The organism is Sinorhizobium chiapasense (assembly GCF_036488675.1).
Classification (GTDB): Bacteria; Pseudomonadota; Alphaproteobacteria; order Rhizobiales; family Rhizobiaceae; genus Sinorhizobium; species Sinorhizobium chiapasense.
Genome location: NZ_CP133152.1, coordinates 1,248,275 through 1,267,253 on the forward strand (window position 1 = coordinate 1,248,275; position 18,979 = coordinate 1,267,253).

General features: G+C 61.7%; 18 protein-coding genes and 1 pseudogene. 11 read left to right on the top strand and 8 right to left on the bottom strand.

Going from position 1 to position 18,979, the window contains the following annotated elements; all coding sequences use genetic code 11:
* The first annotated feature begins 163 nt into the window (after positions 1–163).
* The 4 genes and pseudogenes from RB548_RS30390 to RB548_RS30405 all read left to right on the top strand — a co-directional run.
* Positions 164–1,195: an amino acid ABC transporter substrate-binding protein gene (locus RB548_RS30390; RefSeq protein ID WP_331376090.1), complete on the top strand. Its 1,032-nt coding sequence runs from the start codon at positions 164–166 to the stop codon at positions 1,193–1,195.
* Between the two features lie 14 nt (positions 1,196–1,209).
* Positions 1,210–2,391, top strand: coding sequence for an amino acid ABC transporter permease (locus tag RB548_RS30395; protein WP_331376091.1), 1,182 nt, complete (start codon positions 1,210–1,212; stop codon positions 2,389–2,391).
* Positions 2,388–3,470 (top strand): amino acid ABC transporter permease, encoded by a 1,083-nt coding sequence (locus RB548_RS30400; protein WP_331376092.1) that lies wholly within the window; start codon positions 2,388–2,390, stop codon positions 3,468–3,470. Before RB548_RS30395 ends, RB548_RS30400 begins: the two co-directional genes overlap by 4 nt.
* 57 nt (positions 3,471–3,527) lie before the next feature.
* Positions 3,528–3,755 (top strand): annotated as a pseudogene (locus RB548_RS30405) (alkanesulfonate monooxygenase); the annotation flags it as partial.
* A 172-nt stretch (positions 3,756–3,927) separates the two neighbouring features.
* Here the strand turns inward: RB548_RS30405 and RB548_RS30410 are convergent.
* The 4 genes from RB548_RS30410 to RB548_RS30425 all read right to left on the bottom strand — a co-directional run bounded on the left by RB548_RS30410 (position 3,928) and on the right by RB548_RS30425 (position 7,738).
* Entirely contained in the window at positions 3,928–4,683 is a 756-nt protein-coding gene (locus RB548_RS30410; protein WP_331376093.1) for an ABC transporter ATP-binding protein, read from the bottom strand.
* Positions 4,680–5,516, bottom strand: coding sequence for an aliphatic sulfonate ABC transporter permease SsuC (gene ssuC / locus RB548_RS30415; RefSeq protein ID WP_331376094.1), 837 nt, complete (start codon positions 5,514–5,516; stop codon positions 4,680–4,682). The genes RB548_RS30410 and ssuC overlap by 4 nt, the downstream gene beginning before the upstream one ends.
* A complete protein-coding gene (locus RB548_RS30420; protein WP_331376095.1) occupies positions 5,516–6,469 on the bottom strand; it encodes a sulfonate ABC transporter substrate-binding protein in 954 nt (317 codons plus the stop codon). The genes ssuC and RB548_RS30420 overlap by 1 nt, the downstream gene beginning before the upstream one ends.
* A gap of 312 nt (positions 6,470–6,781) precedes the next feature.
* The gene (locus RB548_RS30425; protein WP_331376096.1) at positions 6,782–7,738 is read right to left on the bottom strand and encodes a fatty acid desaturase; all 957 of its coding nucleotides are present in this window, start codon (positions 7,736–7,738) and stop codon (positions 6,782–6,784) included.
* Positions 7,739–7,979: 241 nt separating this feature from the next.
* Between RB548_RS30425 and RB548_RS30430 the strand changes: the two genes are divergently transcribed.
* The 5 genes from RB548_RS30430 to RB548_RS30450 are packed head-to-tail and all read left to right on the top strand — an operon-like array spanning position 7,980 to position 13,340.
* Positions 7,980–9,542 carry an ABC transporter substrate-binding protein gene (locus tag RB548_RS30430; protein WP_331376097.1) on the top strand — a complete coding sequence of 521 codons (1,563 nt, stop codon included), beginning with the start codon at positions 7,980–7,982 and terminating at the stop codon, positions 9,540–9,542.
* A 42-nt stretch (positions 9,543–9,584) separates the two neighbouring features.
* The gene (locus RB548_RS30435) at positions 9,585–10,562 is read left to right on the top strand and encodes an ABC transporter permease (RefSeq protein WP_331376098.1); all 978 of its coding nucleotides are present in this window, start codon (positions 9,585–9,587) and stop codon (positions 10,560–10,562) included.
* Positions 10,563–10,564: 2 nt separating this feature from the next.
* Positions 10,565–11,398: an ABC transporter permease gene (locus tag RB548_RS30440; protein WP_331376099.1), complete on the top strand. Its 834-nt coding sequence runs from the start codon at positions 10,565–10,567 to the stop codon at positions 11,396–11,398.
* On the top strand, positions 11,395–12,369 hold the full coding sequence (locus RB548_RS30445) for an ABC transporter ATP-binding protein (RefSeq protein WP_331376100.1): 975 nt from the start codon (positions 11,395–11,397) through the stop codon (positions 12,367–12,369). The genes RB548_RS30440 and RB548_RS30445 overlap by 4 nt, the downstream gene beginning before the upstream one ends.
* Entirely contained in the window at positions 12,369–13,340 is a 972-nt protein-coding gene (locus RB548_RS30450; RefSeq protein WP_331376101.1) for an oligopeptide/dipeptide ABC transporter ATP-binding protein, read from the top strand. The genes RB548_RS30445 and RB548_RS30450 overlap by 1 nt, the downstream gene beginning before the upstream one ends.
* On the opposite strand, the gene RB548_RS30455 is transcribed toward RB548_RS30450, so the two are convergent.
* Entirely contained in the window at positions 13,322–14,128 is an 807-nt protein-coding gene (locus RB548_RS30455) for a phosphate/phosphite/phosphonate ABC transporter substrate-binding protein (RefSeq protein WP_331376102.1), read from the bottom strand. The genes RB548_RS30450 and RB548_RS30455 overlap by 19 nt on opposite strands.
* An 86-nt stretch (positions 14,129–14,214) precedes the next feature.
* Here RB548_RS30455 and RB548_RS30460 point away from each other — a divergent pair, with 86 nt between their 5' ends.
* Both RB548_RS30460 and RB548_RS30465 read left to right on the top strand, forming a co-directional pair.
* The gene (locus RB548_RS30460; protein ID WP_331376103.1) at positions 14,215–15,831 is read left to right on the top strand and encodes an FAD-binding protein; all 1,617 of its coding nucleotides are present in this window, start codon (positions 14,215–14,217) and stop codon (positions 15,829–15,831) included.
* Complete coding sequence (locus tag RB548_RS30465; protein ID WP_331376104.1) at positions 15,831–16,151, top strand: 4Fe-4S binding protein; 321 nt, start codon at positions 15,831–15,833, stop codon at positions 16,149–16,151. Before RB548_RS30460 ends, RB548_RS30465 begins: the two co-directional genes overlap by 1 nt.
* 74 nt (positions 16,152–16,225) lie before the next feature.
* On the opposite strand, the gene RB548_RS30470 is transcribed toward RB548_RS30465, so the two are convergent.
* The 3 genes from RB548_RS30470 to galE form a co-directional block, all read right to left on the bottom strand.
* Positions 16,226–17,326, bottom strand: coding sequence for a serine/threonine protein kinase (locus RB548_RS30470; protein WP_331376105.1), 1,101 nt, complete (start codon positions 17,324–17,326; stop codon positions 16,226–16,228).
* Positions 17,327–17,477: 151 nt separating this feature from the next.
* Positions 17,478–17,933 (bottom strand): class I SAM-dependent methyltransferase, encoded by a 456-nt coding sequence (locus RB548_RS30475; protein WP_331376106.1) that lies wholly within the window; start codon positions 17,931–17,933, stop codon positions 17,478–17,480.
* Between the two features lie 15 nt (positions 17,934–17,948).
* Positions 17,949–18,935, bottom strand: a complete 987-nt coding sequence (gene galE / locus RB548_RS30480; protein ID WP_331376107.1) for a UDP-glucose 4-epimerase GalE — start codon at positions 18,933–18,935, stop codon at positions 17,949–17,951.
* Between the last annotated feature and the right edge of the window lie 44 nt (positions 18,936–18,979).

The window sequence follows — 18,979 nt, forward strand, 5'->3', positions numbered from 1 at the left end:
GAAGGCGTGACTGGCCGCTGAAAAACGAAGCAATTTACTCTTTCTATCGGCAATATTGGACGTTGGTTTCTTAAATACACTAATTTTATAGATATTATACAATTACTTCCGACGTCGACCATGCGACGGAAGCGCAGATTTATCGAGAGAGGGACATTCTCAAATGACAGAACACAAGACCTTCCGGCGTTTGATCCAGTCGGCGGTGGCCGCTACCTTCCTTACAACGACCTTGCTAGCGAGCATCGCCCAAGCTGGTCCTACCCTGGACAAGATCAACCAGCGCGGTGCGATCAAGGTCGGCGTCGGCACGACGCCCGGCTTCTTTGCGCCGGACAGCAACGGCAAGTGGCAAGGCTTCTTCATCGATTACGGCCGCGCGCTCTCCATCGCCGTGTTCGGAACGCCGGACAAGGTGGAGTTTACGAGCTCGTCGCCGCAGCAGCGCCTGCCGGCACTCCAGAGCGGCGAATTCGATATCCTGCTCTCAGGAGTGACGGTCACCGCAACGCGCGCCTTCAAGCTCGGCTTCCACTTCGGTCCGACGATCTTTTATGACGGCCAGGGTATCCTCGTCCGCAAGGATCTCGGCGTCACGAAAGCTGCCGATCTCGACGGGGCGACCATCGGCGCACAGAGCGGCACGACGGGCGAGCTGAACGTCGCCGACTTCTTCCGCAAGACGGGCAAGACCTTCACGGCTGTCACCATTGAAGACACGGGGCAATTCATCGACGCGCTGGAGTCCGGCCGCGTTGATGCTATCACGCAGGATTCTTCCGATCTGGTCGGTAAGCGCACGCAGCTGAAGAATCCCGATGATTACGTGCTTCTGCCCGAGCGCCTTTCCAAGGAGCCGCTCGCGCCGGCAATCGCCGGCGGCGACGATCGTTGGCTCGAACTGGTGAACTGGACGGTGAATGCCACCATCCAGGCGGAGGAATGGGGTATCACCTCTGCAAACGTCGACGAGTTCCTGGAGTCGGAGGACCCGGCCATCCAGCGCTTCCTCGGTGTCGACAGCTCCTTCGGCGAAGCCCTCGGACTTAACCCAAAGTGGGCCTACAACATCATCAAGACCGTCGGCAACTACGGTGAGATCTTTGATCGGCATCTGAAGCCGCTCGGATGGGAGCGTGGCTACAATAAGCTGTGGAGCAATGGCGGCCTGCTGTACTCGCCGCCCTTCCGCTGATGGCCCACAACCCCATGTCACTGACGCTTCCGCTGGGCCCTGAACGGCCCGGCGCTTTGCAGAAATTGCGCCTGTGGTGGGGCAGCTGGCCGCTCGGCCAGCTCGCCTTCCTGGCTATTTTCGGTCTACTGGCTGCGCTGTTTGCCCACAATGTGCTGCAGACCATGGCCCGTATCGGCGTCCTGCCCGGCTTTGAGTTTCTCTCAAGCTCAGCAAACTTTGAGATCGGTGAAAGCCTCGTCGCCTTCAGGGCCGGCGACACCTATCTCAGAGCCATATTCGCGGGGCTGATCAACACGCTCGAAGTCTCCCTCTTCGGCTGTCTCCTTGCTACCATTTTCGGAGGAGCCATCGGGGTTGCCGGTCTTTCGGGCAATCTGCTGCTGTCGCAGCTCGTTCGCTGGTTCATCGAAATCACCCGCAATACGCCACTTCTGCTTCAGCTCTTCTTCTGGATCTCGCTCGCCAAGGCCCTGCCAGCGCCGCGCCAGGCTTCGCCGCTCCTTGGAGCGGTTTACCTGACCAATCGCGGTGTCTACCTGCCGTCGCTTTCTTTGGAAGGCGGCCCTCTCGGGCTTGTCGCAGCACTGGCGCTCGCTGGCATGGCGGCTTGGGTTGTGATGCTTGTGTTGTCCAGGTTGGAGCGGCTCACCGTCCGCACAGGTGCGGGCGCCGCCGCCCTGGTGTTCGCCGCCACGCTCCTGTTGCTCTTCTTCTCCGGTGCGCGCCCGGTCGCCGAGGCGCCGGCACTTGCTGGCTTCAACATCCGCGAAGGGCTCAATCTTTCGCCCGAATTTGCCGCATTGCTGACCGGCCTCGTCGTGAAGTTCTCCGCGCTGATTGCCGAGATCGTCCGCGCCGGCATCCAGTCGGTGGGCATCGGCCAGTGGGAGGCCGCCCGCGCGCTCGGTCTGCACAATGGCCAGATCATCCGCCTCGTCGTGCTACCGCAGGCACTGCGGGTGATCACGCCGTTGACGACGTCGAGCTATCTCGACCTCACCAAGGATTCGAGCTTGGCTGTCGCAATCGGCTTTCCGGACCTCGTCAGCATCGTCAACACCACCGCCAACACAACGGGACAATCCATGGAGGCGCTGATGATCATGATCGCCGCATTCCTCACCATTAACCTCTCCCTTTCGGCCCTGATGAGCGCTTACAACAACCGAATCGCATTGAGGGGAATAGCATGACGGGCATCGCTCACCCGCACAGCGGCCTTACTGGCAGGATAAGAGGCCTTGCGATCCTGTTGCAAACCGGTCTGTTTGGCACCCGCGCCAATACGATGATCACCTTGGCGACGCTGATCTTGTTGTTCCAAGTGGTACCGCCATTGTTCCGCTGGGCCGTTCTCGACGCGACCTTCTCCAGTACGGGCGATGCCTGCTCTCGGCAGGGGGCGTGCTGGGCCTTCGTCGCCGCCAAGTTGCGCTTCATCCTCTTCGCCTTCTACCCACCGGACCTGCAGTGGCGGCCCGCGCTGGTGATCCTGATCCTGGCGGCGGTCCTGACGGCGAGCGCACTTCCTCGCTTCTGGGGTCGCGCGCTTCTTGTCGCCTGGCCGCTTGCGGTGCTTGCCTGCTGGCTCCTCATGAACGGCTTCCTCACCACGGCACCGGTACCCTCCAACCAATGGGGCGGCTTGCCGGTCACCCTGTTCGTCTGGGCCGGCTGCTTCGCCGCAGCAACACCGATCGCCGTCGTGCTGGCGCTGGCGCGACGGTCGAAACTGGGTGGAATGCGCACGTTCTCCGTCGTCTATATCGAGGTCATGCGCGGCACGCCGATGGTGGGCATTCTCTATGTTGCCATGCTGATCCTGCCGATGGCGATGCCGGCCAGCCTCTCCTTCGACAAGATGCTGCGCGCCATCATCATGATAACGCTTTTCTGGGCCGCCTATATCGCCGAGGTCATCCGGGCCGGCCTTCAGGCAATTCCACCCGGTCAGGTGGAGGCGGCAACCGCGCTTGGGCTCGGGTACTGGCGCACGCAGCGCCTTATCATCCTGCCGCAGGCACTCAGGATCGTTATCCCGGGCATGGTCAACCTCGCCATTGGCTTTCTTCTGGCAACATCGCTGCTTGCGGTTATCGGCATCTTCGATCTCCTCAATGCCGCACGCGCGTCCGCGACCGATCCCAACTGGCTCGGCTTCTACAATGAAGCCTATCTGGTCGTGGCCATCGTCTATTTCGTCATCTGCTTCGGGGCATCTCGTTACAGCCAATGGTTGGAGCAGCGCCTGGCCGCTGGTGAGCGAAGGTAAATGCCCATCAAACGTCTCGTCGGGGTCAACGCGCGGCCTCCCGGATTTTGAATGGATCTCAACATCGTCTTGGGCGGCAGCAGACAGGAGCCCGCCGGCGTTTTCTGCCCTCATGGCGAATGCCATGATCACGCCAGCGAGTTGTTCCAGGTCTTCAAAGAGCTGATCGAGATGGGCATATCCAGTCTTGACGGCAAGTACATCAAGGCATCAACGCCCAACTTGGCCTGCCTCTGGTCCAGCAGCCCAGACACCCTCCACTTCGGCGGCTCGACCATTGGCGGCGGCGGCCGTGGCGGCTTCAAGGCAGCCGCATCACTTGGAACCGTCGACCGTGCGAATGTGCGTCAGGACAATTCATTGAACGATTTGCGCGCATGCACTTTTTCTGCAGTGCCCGCATTCGTGTCCGAGGATAGCGAGGGGCGCCATCTCGACTTTGGGGATGGCGCGGTCGTCACACCGCTTCTAGGATGCGCCGCTGGAGGTCGACGGCCAGCGGATCGGCGAGTTCTCGCCGCGGACGGTCGAGATCGATATCTGTATCGAGCGCGATCGCACCCTCGCGCAGGACGACGACGCGATCGGCAAGCGCGACGGCTTCCGCAACGTCGTGCGTGATCAGGACGGTGGTGAACCTGCGGTCGCCCCAGATCTGCTCGAGGAGGCGATGCATCTCGATGCGCGTCAACGCATCGAGTGCACCAAAGGGTTCATCGAGCAGTAGGATCTGCGGCTCGCTGACAAGAGCCCGCGCGAGCGCCACGCGCTGTCGCTGGCCGCCGGAGAGCACGGTTGGCCAATCGTTCTCGCGACCTTCCAAGCCAACGTCGACGAGCGTGCGGCGCGCCGTTTCCTGCCAGTTTGGGCCGCGTGCGATACCGACATTCTCGATGACACGCTGCCAGGGAACCAGGCGGGCCTCCTGGAAGAGCAGGCGCACGAACGGATTGAGGCGTTCGACGTTGCGTCCACCGATGGTCACGCGTCCGCTGCTTGCCGTGTCGAGCCCGGCGATCAGTCGCATAAGCGTCGACTTGCCGCCGCCGGACCTGCCCACGACGGCCAGAAACTGGCCGGCCGGGACCTCGAGATTGAAATTGCGAAGAACGTTAAGTGTGCCGAACGACTTTTCAATCCGTGAGAGCGAGATCGGCAGGCCGCCGGCGGTGGCCACCTCGTCCGGTGGAAGGGCAAATTCTACGGCACTCATCGATGGGCCTCTTCCTTCGACTGGTAAGCGGGATGCCAGACGAGCACACGCCTCTCGATCGCCCGGGTCACTACGTCTGCGATCTTGCCGAGCAGGGCGTAGACGATGATGCCGAGCAACACGACGTCAGTCTGCAGAAACTCTCGCGCATTCATGGTCATGTAGCCGATGCCGTTCGTCGCCGAGATCGTTTCGGCGACGATGAGCGTGAGCCACATAAAACCGAGCGCGTAGCGCAGGCCGACAAGGATCGAGGGCAACGCGCCGGGCAAGATGATGCGCTGGATGAGCGCCTTGCGATCAAGGCCATAGACCGACGCCATCTCGACCAATTGGGGGTCGATCGTGCGCACACCGTGGAAGGTGTTGATGTAGATCGGGAAGAACACGCCGATTGCCACGAGGAAGATCTTCGCCGTCTCGTCGATGCCGAACCAGAGGATGACGAGCGGGATCAATGCCAGATGCGGAACATTGCGCACCATCTGCAGGGTACTGTCAAACAATGTTTCCGCGGGCTTCCAGAGGCCGTTCAACACGCCCGCGATGAAGCCGAGACCGCCGCCGATCGCAAGGCCAATGAAAGCGCGCTGGGTGGAAGCAAGCGTGTGATAGAGGAGCGAGCCGTCAAGCAGCACGCGCCAGAAGGCGGCGGCTATCGTGGTCGGCGCCGGCATCAGTCGCGCGGTGACAAGACCCGTTCGCGCGGCGATTTCCCAGACGATCAGCAGGACAATGGGAAGAGCCCAAGGCGCCAACGCGCTCCTCAGGCCCTTGAGATTGGGTCTACGAATTTCGCCGGCAGCGAAACCGGCTACCGACGTTTCCGCCATCAGGCACCGCCTTTGCGCACGACGTCCGCAATCGAGATCTTGTTCGGGATGAGGCCGAGATCGAAGAAGCTGTCAGCGATCGCCTGCTGCTGCGTGACGACGCCATTGTCGATGGCCTTGACGCCATAGGACTGGCGCTCCAGCGCGATGGCAAGCACGTCTTCCGGAATCCCGACGGAAGGCGCGAGTTCAGCTGCCGCCGCCGCGGTGTTCGCCTTCGCCCACTGGTCGATTTCCGCAACCGCTTCGATCACGACATCGACGGCTTGTGCATGATTGTCCACGAACGTCTTGGCACCGAGATAGAACTGGTGGTTCGGAACAATGCCCTCTCCATTGCGCAGCTCACGAGCTTCGATCGCCACTTCCGCGGCCGCCTGGAAGGGGTCCCAGATGACCCAGGCATCAACGGCACCACGCTCGAAGGCGGCACGCGCATCGGCCGGTGGCAGGAAGGTGGTCTTGATGTCGCTGTACTGGAGACCCGCCTCTTCGAGTGCTTTCACGAGCAGAAAGTGGACGTTCGAGCCCTTGTTGAGCGCGACGCTCTTGCCCTTCAGGTCGGCGACGGACTTGATTGGGCTGTCCTTCGGCACGAGGATGGCTTCACCCCGCGGGGCCGGCGGCTCATGCGCGACGTAGATGAGCGGCGCGCCGGCGGCCTGCGCAAAGATCGGAGGGGTTTCGCCAGTGGTGCCGAAATCTACCGCCCCGACGTTCAGCGCCTCGAGCAGCTGCGGACCGGCAGGGAACTCCGTCCAGGTCACCGTATAGCCGATCTTCTCTAGCTTCTGCTCGAGAAGACCCTTGCCCTTGAGAAGCACGAGCGTGCCGTATTTCTGATAGCCGATGCGGACCACCTTGTCAGAGGCGGCGGTCGGACCGACCTTCAGAAGTGGCAGCGCCAACGATGCTGCAACTGTAGCCGAGAACTGGCGTCTAGTAATCTTCATTTGCATCCCCCAAAGCATCAGACGATATTAGAACATATAATCTATAGATTTTTAGCGCAATTCGAGGGCATGCGTTCTAACCTCGATCGGCATATTGGTTTTTCGTGCTAATGTTTGCCTTTTCACGTGCGTCTGACCGCTGTGGCAAACGGCCGTTGAGATGTGGCTGATGAGCGACCGGAAGCCACCATCCCTGGTCGGCCTCGCTACCAGGGTCGGATTTTATATTGGTCCTCCGTGGACCTGTCTCACGTCGACTTGAGATCAGACGCCTGCCAATAGCAAAGTTGTCGGGTCCGCCCGTGCTTACGCTCAATCAAGATCAAGAGGCTCTCTGTGCAAGGGATGGCGGGGGTCGTCGTGTGGCTGCAGCAGGAAACGCCGCGCTATATCCCAATAACCGTCATAGACAAGGCCGCCGTTGGCGGCGACGAGAAAGTCCCTGTGACGCCGGTAAAGAAACGGGACATGGTACCATGGCACTCCAGGCCGCTTGTGGTGCAGGACGTGCAGGTTGTTGTAGAGAAACAGCAGCCCGAGGAGCGGACTGTTTTCAACAACCGCGGTACGCTCGTCGTGGCAGTCAGCATACCGGTGCTCGGCATAGGAGCGCAGTCTGGTGAGCGCCGCACCGATATAGACGAAGCCGAAGAGATAGAGCCAGAGCGGCATCTTGGAGACCCACACCACCCAGAAGAGGACGGCAGCCACGCCGAGGGCATGTCTCGCCCAGAGCGCAGCCCGATGTCGGTCGCCCTTGGCGACCAAGGCGATCTCCTGCGCCAGGAAGCTAAGGATCATGATGAGAGGTCCGAGCGTCAACCTTCCAAGAAGAGTGGCGTTCCAAGCCGCCAAGCGCCGGCCGAGGCGTCCCATGTGCTCCCATGCAGCCTGCGTGAAATAGGATGATTCCGGGTCTTCGATCGGGTCGGTCAGATGCTCGTCCCGGTGATGCGTCAGATGGCCTTCCCGATAGATCGCATAGGGCAACCAGAGAGACAAAGGCGGCCAGCCGATCGCGTCGTTGATGAGGCGGCTGCGGGTGGGATGGCCATGAATGACCTCGTGCTGGAGCGACCCGTGCCAGGCGATCAGCCAGCCGCCGAGAGCGATCACGACCAGGAGCGGCAGCGATTGCCAGAACCAGGTGACGGCGAAAAAGCTGCCGTAGATGACGATCACAAGCGCCACGGTTTGCCATTCGACGCGGGCGGTAGCAGAGAGAGCGGATTGTGGAGGAAGAGCGTCGGCCGATGGGCGGTTGGACATGAGGCGGGTCCCGGCAATGCAAAAAAGCGATAGATTTCAAACGCCAATATAGAAGCGCACCGCCTCAAGCCGCGCCGCATGGCTTTGCGGGAGAGCCCCGAAAAAGGGAAAACTGGTTGTGCCAAGAGGCATGGCGGTAAAATATCTATTCTATCAAATTCATATACTATTGGCTTTAATGTCTCCATCGAATTGGCGAGACCCTGCCCTCGGCCGGGTACACAATCCCGGAGGATATTCCATGACATTCAACCCAACGCGTCGACAGGTGCTGATTGACGGTGCTTCCATCGCGACCGTCGTCGCCCTCGGCGGTGTTCACACCGCCTTTGCCGCCGCCGACCGTACCAAGATCACGGTGCGCGTCGAAAAGGATCTTTCCAACCTCGATCCGGCAAATCGCTCTGGCCCGGTCGACCTCAACGTCATCTGGTCGGTGCAGCAGGGCCTGATCTCCTTCAAGCCGGGCTCGACCGAATGGGAGCTCGACGCAGCCGAGGAATTGGAGCAGGTGAGCGACACCGAAATCCGCTTCAAGCTGCGCAGCGGCCTCGCCTTTACCGGTGGCTATGGCGACCTGACGGCCGAGGACGTGAAATTCTCGTTTGAACGTTTCATCAAGCCGGACGCCGAAGGCAAATCCGTGACCTATGCCAAGGACTGGAGCGCGCTCGACCACGTCGAAGTGACCGGCCCACTCGAAGGCCGCATCGTCCTGAAGAACCCGGCGCCGGCGCTCTACACCATCGCGCTCGCCGACGGTTCCGGCCGCATCGTCTCTAAGAAGGCCTTCGAGGCGCTCGGCAAGGACATCGCGACCAACCTCATCGGCAGCGGTCCCTATGTGCTCAAGGAATGGACGCCGCGCGAGCAGTTCGTTCTCGAAATCAACCCGGACTACAAGGGGCCGATCAAGCCGCACTTCCAACAAATCGTCGGCAAGCCGATCGGTGAACAGAAGACCGCCGAGATCGCCTTTCAGTCCGGCGAGATCGATTTTACCGCCATCGACCCGGAAAACGGCAAATCGCTCGCCGCTCTGCCGGATGCGAGTGTCACGGAAATTCCAGCCATCGATTATGTCTGGTTCGGCCCGAATATCGAGAAGGCGCCTTTCGACGACATCCGCGTGCGCCAGGCGATCCGCTATGCCGTCGACATCGACGCGATCCTCCAGGGCGCTTATTCCGGCATCTATCCGCGCGCCAATTCGTTGCTCGCTCCGAGCCTGCTCGGCTACTGGAAGGACGCGCCGGTCTACACACGCGACCTGGAAAAGGCTCAGGCCCTGCTCGCTGAAGCCGGCCACTCCGGCGGCTTCAAGACGAAACTCACGATCGAAGCCGGTGCGCGCTACGAAGCGATCGCCCAGATCATCCAGGCCAACCTCGCCGAAGTCGGCATCGAGGTCGAGATCGAGGCGCTTGAATCGGCAGCCTATTGGGCTCTCGGTGAAAATGACGCCAGCAAGGACCTCGAACTGTCGCTTATCAAATACAACGGCAAGTTCGACCCCGGCTTCCAGACGCAGTGGTTCACCTCGGCTCAGGTCGGCCAGTGGAACTGGCAGCGCTGGAAGAATGCCGATTTCGACGCCCTGCACGAAAAGGGCGGTGTGACGGTTAATCCGGCCGAGCGCGAGAAGATCTACATCGACGCGCAGAAGCTGCTCGATGAATCGGCGGCCTTCATCTGGATCACGCACAACCTCAACGCTTTTGCCTCGCGCAAGTGGCTGAAACCCGGTGTCCTGCCGAATGGCAACAACTGGCTCTACACGGCCTTCACGGAAGCGACGGCCTGATCCGGTGACCGTCTTTGTAATGCAAAACCGGGATGCGTTTTGATGAGGAGCGCATCCCTCCAGATTCACCTCGCTTTGAAGCTGGCGACGGCGTTGCTCGCCGTTGCCGGTTCCGTCGTGCTTCTCATGGCGCTGACGCGGCTGATCCCTGGCGATCCCGCGACTGTGATCCTCGGATCGCGCGCAACCCCGGAAGCCGTCGCCGCGCTCAATGCCCGCATCGGTCTCGACAAGCCGCTGATCGACCAGGTCTTTGCTTTTTTCGGCAGGCTGGCTTCCGGCGATCTCGGCGAGGATGTCTTCAATGGCCGTCCGGTCTTCAGCCTGGTTGCGGGCGCCCTGCCGAACACGGCCGCCCTTGCGGTCTCCGCCATGCTCTGCGCGATCGCCTTCGGCGTGCCGCTTGCACTCCTCTCGGCCCGCTGGCCAGGTGGGAAGGCGGACCGGCTGGTTGCCTTCCTCAGCGTCGGCTTTATTTCCACGCCGAGTTTCGTCGTCTCGGTCTTTCTGCTGATGGTGTTTTCCGTGACGCTGCGCTGGTTTCCGGTGCTTGGCGCCGGCGAAAGCGGCGATCTCGGCGACCAGGTCTGGCATCTCGTATTGCCGACCGTCGCGCTTGCCGCCGGCTGGATAGGCTATATCGCCCGCCTCCTGCGCTCCTCGCTGCTCGAGGTCCTGAGCGAAAGCCATATCCGGACGCTGCGCGCCTACGGCGTCAGCGAAACGAAGATCCTGATGAAATATGCGCTGAAGCCGGCTGTCCTGCCGACCGTCGCGGTGCTCGGCATGGGCTTCGGTGAACTCCTCGGCGGCGCAGTCTTCGCCGAGGTGATCTTCAACCGGCCGGGGCTCGGCTCGCTGATCTATGACGCCATCCGCACACGCAACTACCCCGTCGTTCAGGGCGGTGTCTTCGTCATCGTGCTGCTCTACGTGCTGACCAATCTTATCGCCGACCTCTCCCAGAGCCTGATCGACCCGCGCGAGCGCGCCCGCCTCGCCTCCGGACGGAGGCAATAGAGATGGCTGCGCTTCTAGATCTCTCCCGTCGCCCCGGCGGCAGCTTTGCGCTTTTTGCGGTGACGCTTCTCTGTCTGGTCGCGATCGCCGCGCCGCTGATCGCGCCCTATGACCCGAATGCGATCGCGCCGGGCAACCGGCTCATGGATCCGTCGCTTCAGCATCTGCTCGGAACCGACCATCTCGGCCGCGATATCCTGAGCCGCCTGATCTATGGCGCACGGGTGGCGCTCGGCATCTCGCTCTCGGTCATCGCCATTTCCCTGAGCGCCGGCGTCGCCCTCGGCGTTGCGGCGGCTCTTTCCCCGCGGGCCGTCGATCTCCTCATTGTCGGCATCTTCGACATCGTCACCTCGTTTCCGAGCATCATCCTGGCTCTCGCGCTGGTCGCGGTCTTCGGTCCCGGCCTCGGCAATGTCGTGCTGCTCGTCAGCATCGTCTTTATTCCCCATTTCGGCCGCGTCGCCCGCGCCCAGACGATCGCCATTCGCAACAGCCCCTTCATCGAGGCCGAAAAGGTGCTCGGCGCCGGGACCTGGCGGGTGATCCTGCATCATGTGACGCCCAACATCATCGGACCGATCTTCGTTCTGGCCTGCATGGATATCCCCGTCGTCATCACCATCGAGGCGGGCCTGAGCTTTCTCGGCCTTGGTGTGCGCCCGCCGCTCGCAAGCTGGGGCAACCTGCTCAACGATGGCTATACCTATCTAGACCAGTCGATCTGGCTTGCCACCTTTTCCGGTATGGCGCTGATCCTTGCCACGCTCGGCTTTGCGCTTCTGGGCGAGGCCCTGCGCGACACGCTCGACCCGAAGCTGAGACAGACCCTGTGACCGAAGCCCTCCTCACCATCGAAAACCTGAATGTGTCCTACCGGGGCAGCGGGCGCGTGGCCCATATCCTCGATGGCGTCGATATCATGATCGGCCGCGGGCAGTCCGTTGGCCTTGTCGGCGAAAGCGGCAGCGGCAAGTCGACGGTGGCCTTCGCCCTGCTCAGCCTGCTTGCCGACAATGCCGAGGTTTCGGCACGTCGCGCAGCCTTCGACGGACGCGAAACGAACTTTGGCGCGAGAGAAACTGCCGCGCTGCGCGGCACCGATATCGCGATGATTTTCCAGGATCCGATGACTGCGCTCAACCCGCTGTTCACCATCGGTACGCAGCTCGTCGATATCCAGCGGCAGCGTTTCCCGAATGAAAACCGGCGCGCGCTCTGGGCGCGAGCAGAATCCGTGCTCGCTGATATCGGCGTGCCGGATGCGGCGGGGCGCATGCACCGCTATCCGCACGAATTTTCCGGCGGCATGCGCCAGCGCGTGGTGATTGCCATGGCGCTTTTGGTCGAGCCGAAGCTTCTGATCGCCGACGAGCCGACGACGGCACTCGACGCCACGATCGAGGCGCAGGTGGTCGAGGTGCTGCACCGGCTGCGGCAGCGGACTTCCGCCTCGATGCTGATCGTCAGTCACAGCATGGGGCTGATTGCCGAGCTCTGCGACAGTGTCGTCGTGATGTATGCGGGAACCGTGGTGGAAAGCGGACCGGTGGGCGCAGTGCTGCATCGCCCGCGCCATCCCTATACCCGCGCGCTTCTCGCTTGCGAGATCGACCCTTATGCCGCCCTCGACCCGACACAGGATCTTGCGACCATCCCCGGCAGCGTTCCCGATCCCGCCCGTCGTCCCCCGGGCTGTATCTTCGCCAGCCGCTGTCCCGCCCGCCATGACCGTTGCAGCGACAGGCCGCCGCGCCGGCAGGCGCGCGATGGCCAGGCCTATTCCTGCTGGCTGGAGGCTGCGTGATGACCGCCCCCTTTTTGTCCCTGAAGGATGCGATCGTCCGCTATGACCGGCTCACCGCGGTCGACGGCGTCTCCCTGGAATTGCGGCGAGGCGAAACGCTGGGTCTCGTCGGTGAAAGCGGCTGCGGCAAGTCCACCATCGCCCGGGCGATCGTCGGGCTGCAGCCGCTGACGGCCGGCACAATTTCGATCGAAGGTGAGACGCTGCAGGATGTTTCCAGCCAACGCCGCGTGAATCTGCAGCGTCGTATCCAGCTCTTGTTTCAGGATCCTGCCGCCTCGCTTTCGCCGCGGTTGAGGGTGCAGTCGCTCCTGGCCGAACCCTTGAAGATCCGCCGGGCCTTTGTGCCCGAGAACTGGGCACGAATCATGGCGGTCGCGGAGAGCATCGGGCTCGGCGAGCAGCTTCTCCCGCGCTACCCACACCAGCTCAGCGGCGGGCAGGCACGGCGCGTGGCGCTCGTGCGGGCGCTTGCGGCCGAGCCTTCCATCATCGTTGCCGACGAGCCAACGGCCGGCCTCGACATTTCCGTGCAGGGCGAGCTTTTGAACCTCCTGCGTGCGCTGAGAGACCGCCTGGGCCTCAGCTACCTGCTCATTTCCCATAACCTCAATGTGGTCGGCCGCGTCACGGACCGCGTCGCAGTCATGTACCTCGGCCAGATCGTCGAGAGCGGACCGACGGCCACGCTGTTTCGCGAGCCGGCGCATCCCTATACGCAGGCGCTGCTTTCCGTCAATCTCACGCTTGATGCCAATCGCCGGCGCGAGCGCATCGTGCTTTCCGGCGAACTGCCGAGCCCGAGCAATCCGCCCGCCGGATGCCGGTTCCACAAGCGCTGTCCGCTGGCCCAGCCGAAATGTGCAAGCGAGGCCCCTACCCTTCAAGCCGGAGCCGGCGGGCGCAGCGTCGCATGCCACTTCCCACTGGCAGCAAAGCCCGCCGTCATGCCTCAGCCGATTGCAGGGTAACCATGACGCACGGCATCGCGATCAAGCTCCGCCAGCATCTCGTAGTCGGTATCGCCGAGCAGGCTGATGCCGCGCAGCGAGAGTGTGCCGCAGATCTTGGCAAGCTCGGGATCGGCAATGGTTTCCGCAAGCGCGCGGCGCAGGATCACCAAGTCCTTCGCCGGGGTCGAGGCGGCGGTGATGAAGGGCAGGCCAGGACCCTTTGCCGTTTCCGCCAGGATGCGAACGCCGGCGACGCGATCGGGGTCGAAGCGCAGGGTGTTGCCGAAGGTAACGCAGTCGATCGCGGCGACATCAGCCGCCCCGCTCGACACCGCGTCGATGCTCGCTCGGTGACCACCGGTCTCTTGGACCGACGAGAAGAACCGTCCATCGACCGCATGCGGCGCCACGAAGGCGCGAAACAGATTATATCCGGAATTGCTGCCGGGCTCGTTGATCGCGGCGCGTGCGCCCCGCAAATCCTCGATCGAGGTCACAGACGACTGAGCATTGACGATGATGAAGCTGCATTTGAGCGGCCCGTCGCAGCCCGGCAGCCCGTAGACGGGCGTCGCCACCAGCTGCACCTTGCCGCGCAGGCGCTGGACATAGGGATAGCCGCAGGTTTGACCAAACAGAAGGTCAGGGCGCAGCCACGCCTCGTCATAGCGGATACCGTCGTTCAACGCCGCCGGCGCCTCGAGCCCCAATGCACGAATCCGCTTGCCCAGCGCCTCCCAGAACAGCTGCGTCGCCTTCTCAATTGGCGGCGGGCTGACATACATGGCAAGGCTGGCGAAAGACATGGGGCGAACTCCGAGAAACAACGAAAAATCTATGCAATTTATAGATTAAAATCGCAACAAGCATTGTTGGAAAAAGGACTTTTGCCATGAGCCGTGCCTTACAAAATGCCCCGTCCATCACCTGGGCGTCGACAGATATCCTGTGCGACGTGCTCGTCATCGGCGGCGGCCCGGCTGGCTGCTGGGCGGCGCTTGAAGCAGCAGGCGCGAAGGCAAAAGTCGTTCTTGTCGACAAAGGCTATTGCGGCAGCTCCGGCGCCACCGCCTCGGCTGGCACCCAGATCTGGTACGTGCCGCCGGACCCGGCAGAACGGGAAGCGGCCATGGCAAGCCGCGAGGCAATGGGTGGCTATCTTTCCGAACGCTCCTGGATGGCGCCCGTTCTCGACAAGACGTTCGAAAGTGTCAATCGGCTCGCTGAATGGGGCTATCCCTTCCCGCGCGACGAAAAAGGCGAACAACAGCGCATCTCCGTCCAGGGACCGGAATATATGCGGCTGATGCGGCGCCGGGTGAAAAATGCCGGGGTCACCATTCTCGACCACCACCCCGCAACCGAGCTGTTGATGGACGGCCGGACCGTCGTCGGCGCGACCGGCCTGCGCCGGCAGGAGGGTGGACGCTGGAAGGCGCTGGCCGGCGCCGTGGTACTAGCGGCTGGAGGCTGTGCGTTTATGAGCAAGGCCCTCGGTTGCGACGTGCTGACCGGCGACGGATATTTGATGGGCGCGGAAGTCGGCGCCGAACTCTCGGGCATGGAGTTTTCCTCGGCCTACGCGATTTCACCGGCTTTTTCTTCGATCACCAAGACGGCACTATATCGCTTCGCGCAATTCTACCGGAAAGACAAAAGCCTGATCGAGGGCGCAGGCTCCGCCCGCGGTCGCTCGGTCATCGCCCGAACGCTGCTTTCCGAGCCCGTCTATGCCCGGCTCGATCTCGCCGGGACCGACGAGGTCAAGGCGATCCTGCGGCGAGCACAGCCGAACTTTTTCGTACCCTTCGATCGGCGCGGCATTGATCCCTTCACAGAATTCTTCGAGGTGAAGCTTCGGCTCGAAGGTACGGTTCGCGGCACCGGCGGACTGCGGCTCACCGGGCTCGACTGCGCGACCACAGTCGCCGGCCTTTTTGCTGCAGGCGACAATGCCACACGTGAACCGATCTGCGGTGGATTCACCGGTGGCGGCAGCCACAATGCCGCCTGGGCGATCGCCACTGGCGCATTCGCAGGCGCTTCCGCCGCGGCATTTGCGAAAGGGAAAAACGGTGCTCCGGATGCTCCGCATCCGGAATCTCCCCCTCCACAGCGAACCGGCGCCGCAACCGTCAATCCCCAAGCCATCATCCGGGCCGTGCAAGACGAGGTCTTCCCGCTCGACGTCAACTATTTTCGTACCCATACCGGCCTTTCGGCAGCGCTGGAACGCCTCGACCAGCTTTGGGAAAACATGTCGGCTGCGTCGGCGACGGACGAGAGCCAAGCGCTGCAACTACGGCAGGCGCAGGCGATGACCGCCACTGCACGTTTCATGTATCACGCAGCGCTCTCGCGAAAGGAAACACGCGGCATGCATCGACGAGACGATTTTCCCAAACAGGATCCCACCCAACATCACCGGCTGGTTTTAAGCGGTCTCGGCAAAATCATCATTCGAACGGAGCAGGTGGATCCCGGTATCGCCAGAGAGGCTGCGGAATAATGATCGAAGTTCTGGATAGCGACGCCTGCACGGATTGCAATCTCTGCGTCCAAGTCTGCCCCACAAATGTATTCGAAGCGGTCCCGGACGGCCCGCCTCGAATCGCCCGTCAAGCTTCCTGCCAGACCTGCTTCATGTGTGAGGTCTATTGCCCAGTCGATGCGCTCTATGTTGAGCCGGACGCAGAAACTGTGCACGGTCTGACGGTAGAAGGTGTCCGCCAAAGTAACCTCTTTGGTAGCTACCGAAAGGCGATCGGCTGGCACAAGGAAACCCGCAATTGGCGTCACATCGACGACCACTTCCGCCTGCCGCAATAAATCGACGTGCCGCCGGCAATCATGCGACCATTGCGCATGGGAACGATCCAGGCCGCGTAGGTTGTACCCTCCAGTTAAGCGCCGTCCCACGGGCCATGGTGCGAATCGGTGCTGTCGACGCGGCCGAAGAAGTCGCGCTGCGCCTCCTCGATGACGTTGGCCGTGCCGCGGCGGTAGCTGTCGAAATAGCTGAGTGCCGAGGCAAGCACCGGCAGACCGCCGATTGCGGCGGCGGAAACAGAAATGTAGCTATTTAGCTCAGTTCTGCCGAAATAGAATCGTTCTGTTCCAGTCGATACATTATGCGAAGCCAGCTTCGACTTTCCGATTCCCGCCGGGCCGGAAATCAACACCAGTTCGGACGCCCCAGCACGCACCCGGACGAGGGCTTCGACGAGCTGGCGAAGTTCGTTTTCCCGTCCGAAAAGCTTGTCGGGAATGTCAAAACCCGGGGCGGCATCCCGCGACCCGAGAGCGAAGGTGTCAACTCGGCCCGATGCGCGTAACTGCTCCAAACAATAGCTTAGGTCATGCAACGCACCCTTCGTGGTCTGGTACCGTTGCTGAGGATCCTGGGAGAGCAGTTTCATGACCACCGCTGAAAGCCCCTCCGGCACATCTCCTTTCAGCAGGCGGGCCGCGGCTGGCGTTCCCGTGCGATCGAGCGGCACTGCATCCTGGATCGGGGCGGAACCGCAGAGGAGCGAGTACGCGACGGCGCCGACTGCGTACAGGTCGGCGCGTCCATCCACCAGGCTCAAGAACGGACCCATCTGCTCCGGGGCCAGGAAGCGCGTGTCCAGCAGGGGGACGGCTCGACTGGCCTCCACAGCCTCCGATAAATGAACCGAACGAGAGAAGTCTGAGAACACAACGCGCGTCAAAGACGAATCCGACCAGATGCAGGCCGGGTTTATGTTGCGATGAATTATTCCAGCGGAATGGATTGCATCCAGCGCCTTAGCCATCGAAACGGTCAGTACGAGGATGGACTCGATCCCCATCGGTCCCGCAAACAGCATGAAGTCGCTGAGAGGCGTCATGCCGGAATCAGCCACGACCTCGTATTCGCAGTTGGCGGCTTTTCCGAGTACCAGCGGTTTTATCACCCAGGCTGGGTCAAGATTTTTCGTGGCTTCGCGGTTTCGCTTGACGTCGATCGCGAACGCGGCCACTTGATAAGGCTTGGAGATTCGAATCAGAACCTGTTGATCGGACTCCGTCTGCCTCCCCTGAAAGTAACGGACTGCTGATCCTCCCAGCACCGAGCATAGATAGCATAGCCCGGGATATGGAAGTTTGAGCCGACATTTTCAGTGACGTCTCTCATTCCTTTTTTCCAGTCAATATTCCATAAAACCATACCTCTTGCTGAAGGAGCTGATATTGGCGCAGTGATGCGATGACGTTGCCGTGCTGCACGGCATTTCGCAATCCCAAGGTGGAAGGGCAATAATCTATCGGGCGCGCCACAAGCGCGAGCTTGTACAAACGTCTAAGTGATCTGCGGGCCGCTGCGTTGTTGTTTATGACCCGGAGGTTTGAAAATCCTGCCGCGGCGGCCGACCCTAGATGTTGCTCCCGAGTTTCCAGGCCCGGGATCAACCAGCCGTCTAGCCACTCCTTCAGCCGGCGCTGCAGCGATGGCTCGAGCAGCTTTCCGCTGTGCATGTACTCCGCAACGACCAGTCGGCCGCCCGGGCGCAATATACGGCTTGCTTCCTGATAGAAGACATGGAGGCGAATGGCCTGACCTGGAGCCCACATTCTATCAGACTTCAAGGTTATGCAGTGTCCTCACCTCCCGCCGGGACGGCCTGAATGCCAATTCCAGGCGGACTCGGTGATCGCCGCAAGGTCGTATTGCGGCTCCCAGCCGAGCACCGCGCGCGCCTTGTCGTTGTTGGCGACCAGGGTGGTCGAGTCGCCTTCGCGCCGCCCCGCGTACCCGATATTGAACGGTCGCTTCGCAACCTTTTCGATTGCGGTCAGAAGCTCCTTGACCGTCGTGCCGGTGCCCGTGCCAAGGTTGAGCTCGACGCTCTCGCCGCCTTCCAGCAGGTAGTCGACCGCCCGCACATGCGCATCCGCAAGATCGAGGACATGGATATAGTCGCGCACGCAGGTGCCGTCGCGGGTATCGTAGTCGGTGCCAAACACATTGAAGCCTTCCCGGCGGCCAAGGGCCGCGTCGATCGCGAGCGGTATCGCGTGGGTTTCCGGCTCGTGCCATTCGCCGATCCTTCCTTCGAAGTCGGCGCCGGCGGCGTTGAAGTAGCGCAGGATCACGGAACGCAGGCCCTTGTAAAGACCATAGTCCTTCAGTGCCTGCTCGCAGACCCATTTCGTGCGCCCATAAGGGTTGATCGGCGCCTGTTTGTGCGTTTCATCCATCGGCACGCTATCGGGCAGGCCGTAGGTGGCACAGGTGGAGGAGAATACGAAGGCGTCGATCCCGGCAGCAAGCGCCGCCGACAGCAAGGTGAGCGTGCCGATGACGTTGTTGTCGTAGAATGCGGCCGGATCCTTCACCGACTCGCCGACTTCGATCATGGCCGCAAAATGCAGGATCGCGCGTGGCCGGTATCGTGCGAGAACGTCGTCGAGACGCTTGCGGTCGCGAATGTCACCTTTTTCGAGAACACCCCATTTGACGAATTCTTCGTGACCGTTCGAGAGGTTGTCGTAGACGATGGGCTGGTAGCCCTTGGCGGCCAGTTGGAGACACGTATGGGAGCCGATATAGCCGGCGCCGCCGACGACAAGAATGTTGTTGTTCTGCACAGGCAACCTCAGCGGATGACTTGGGAAGACTGCGATAGGCGCGT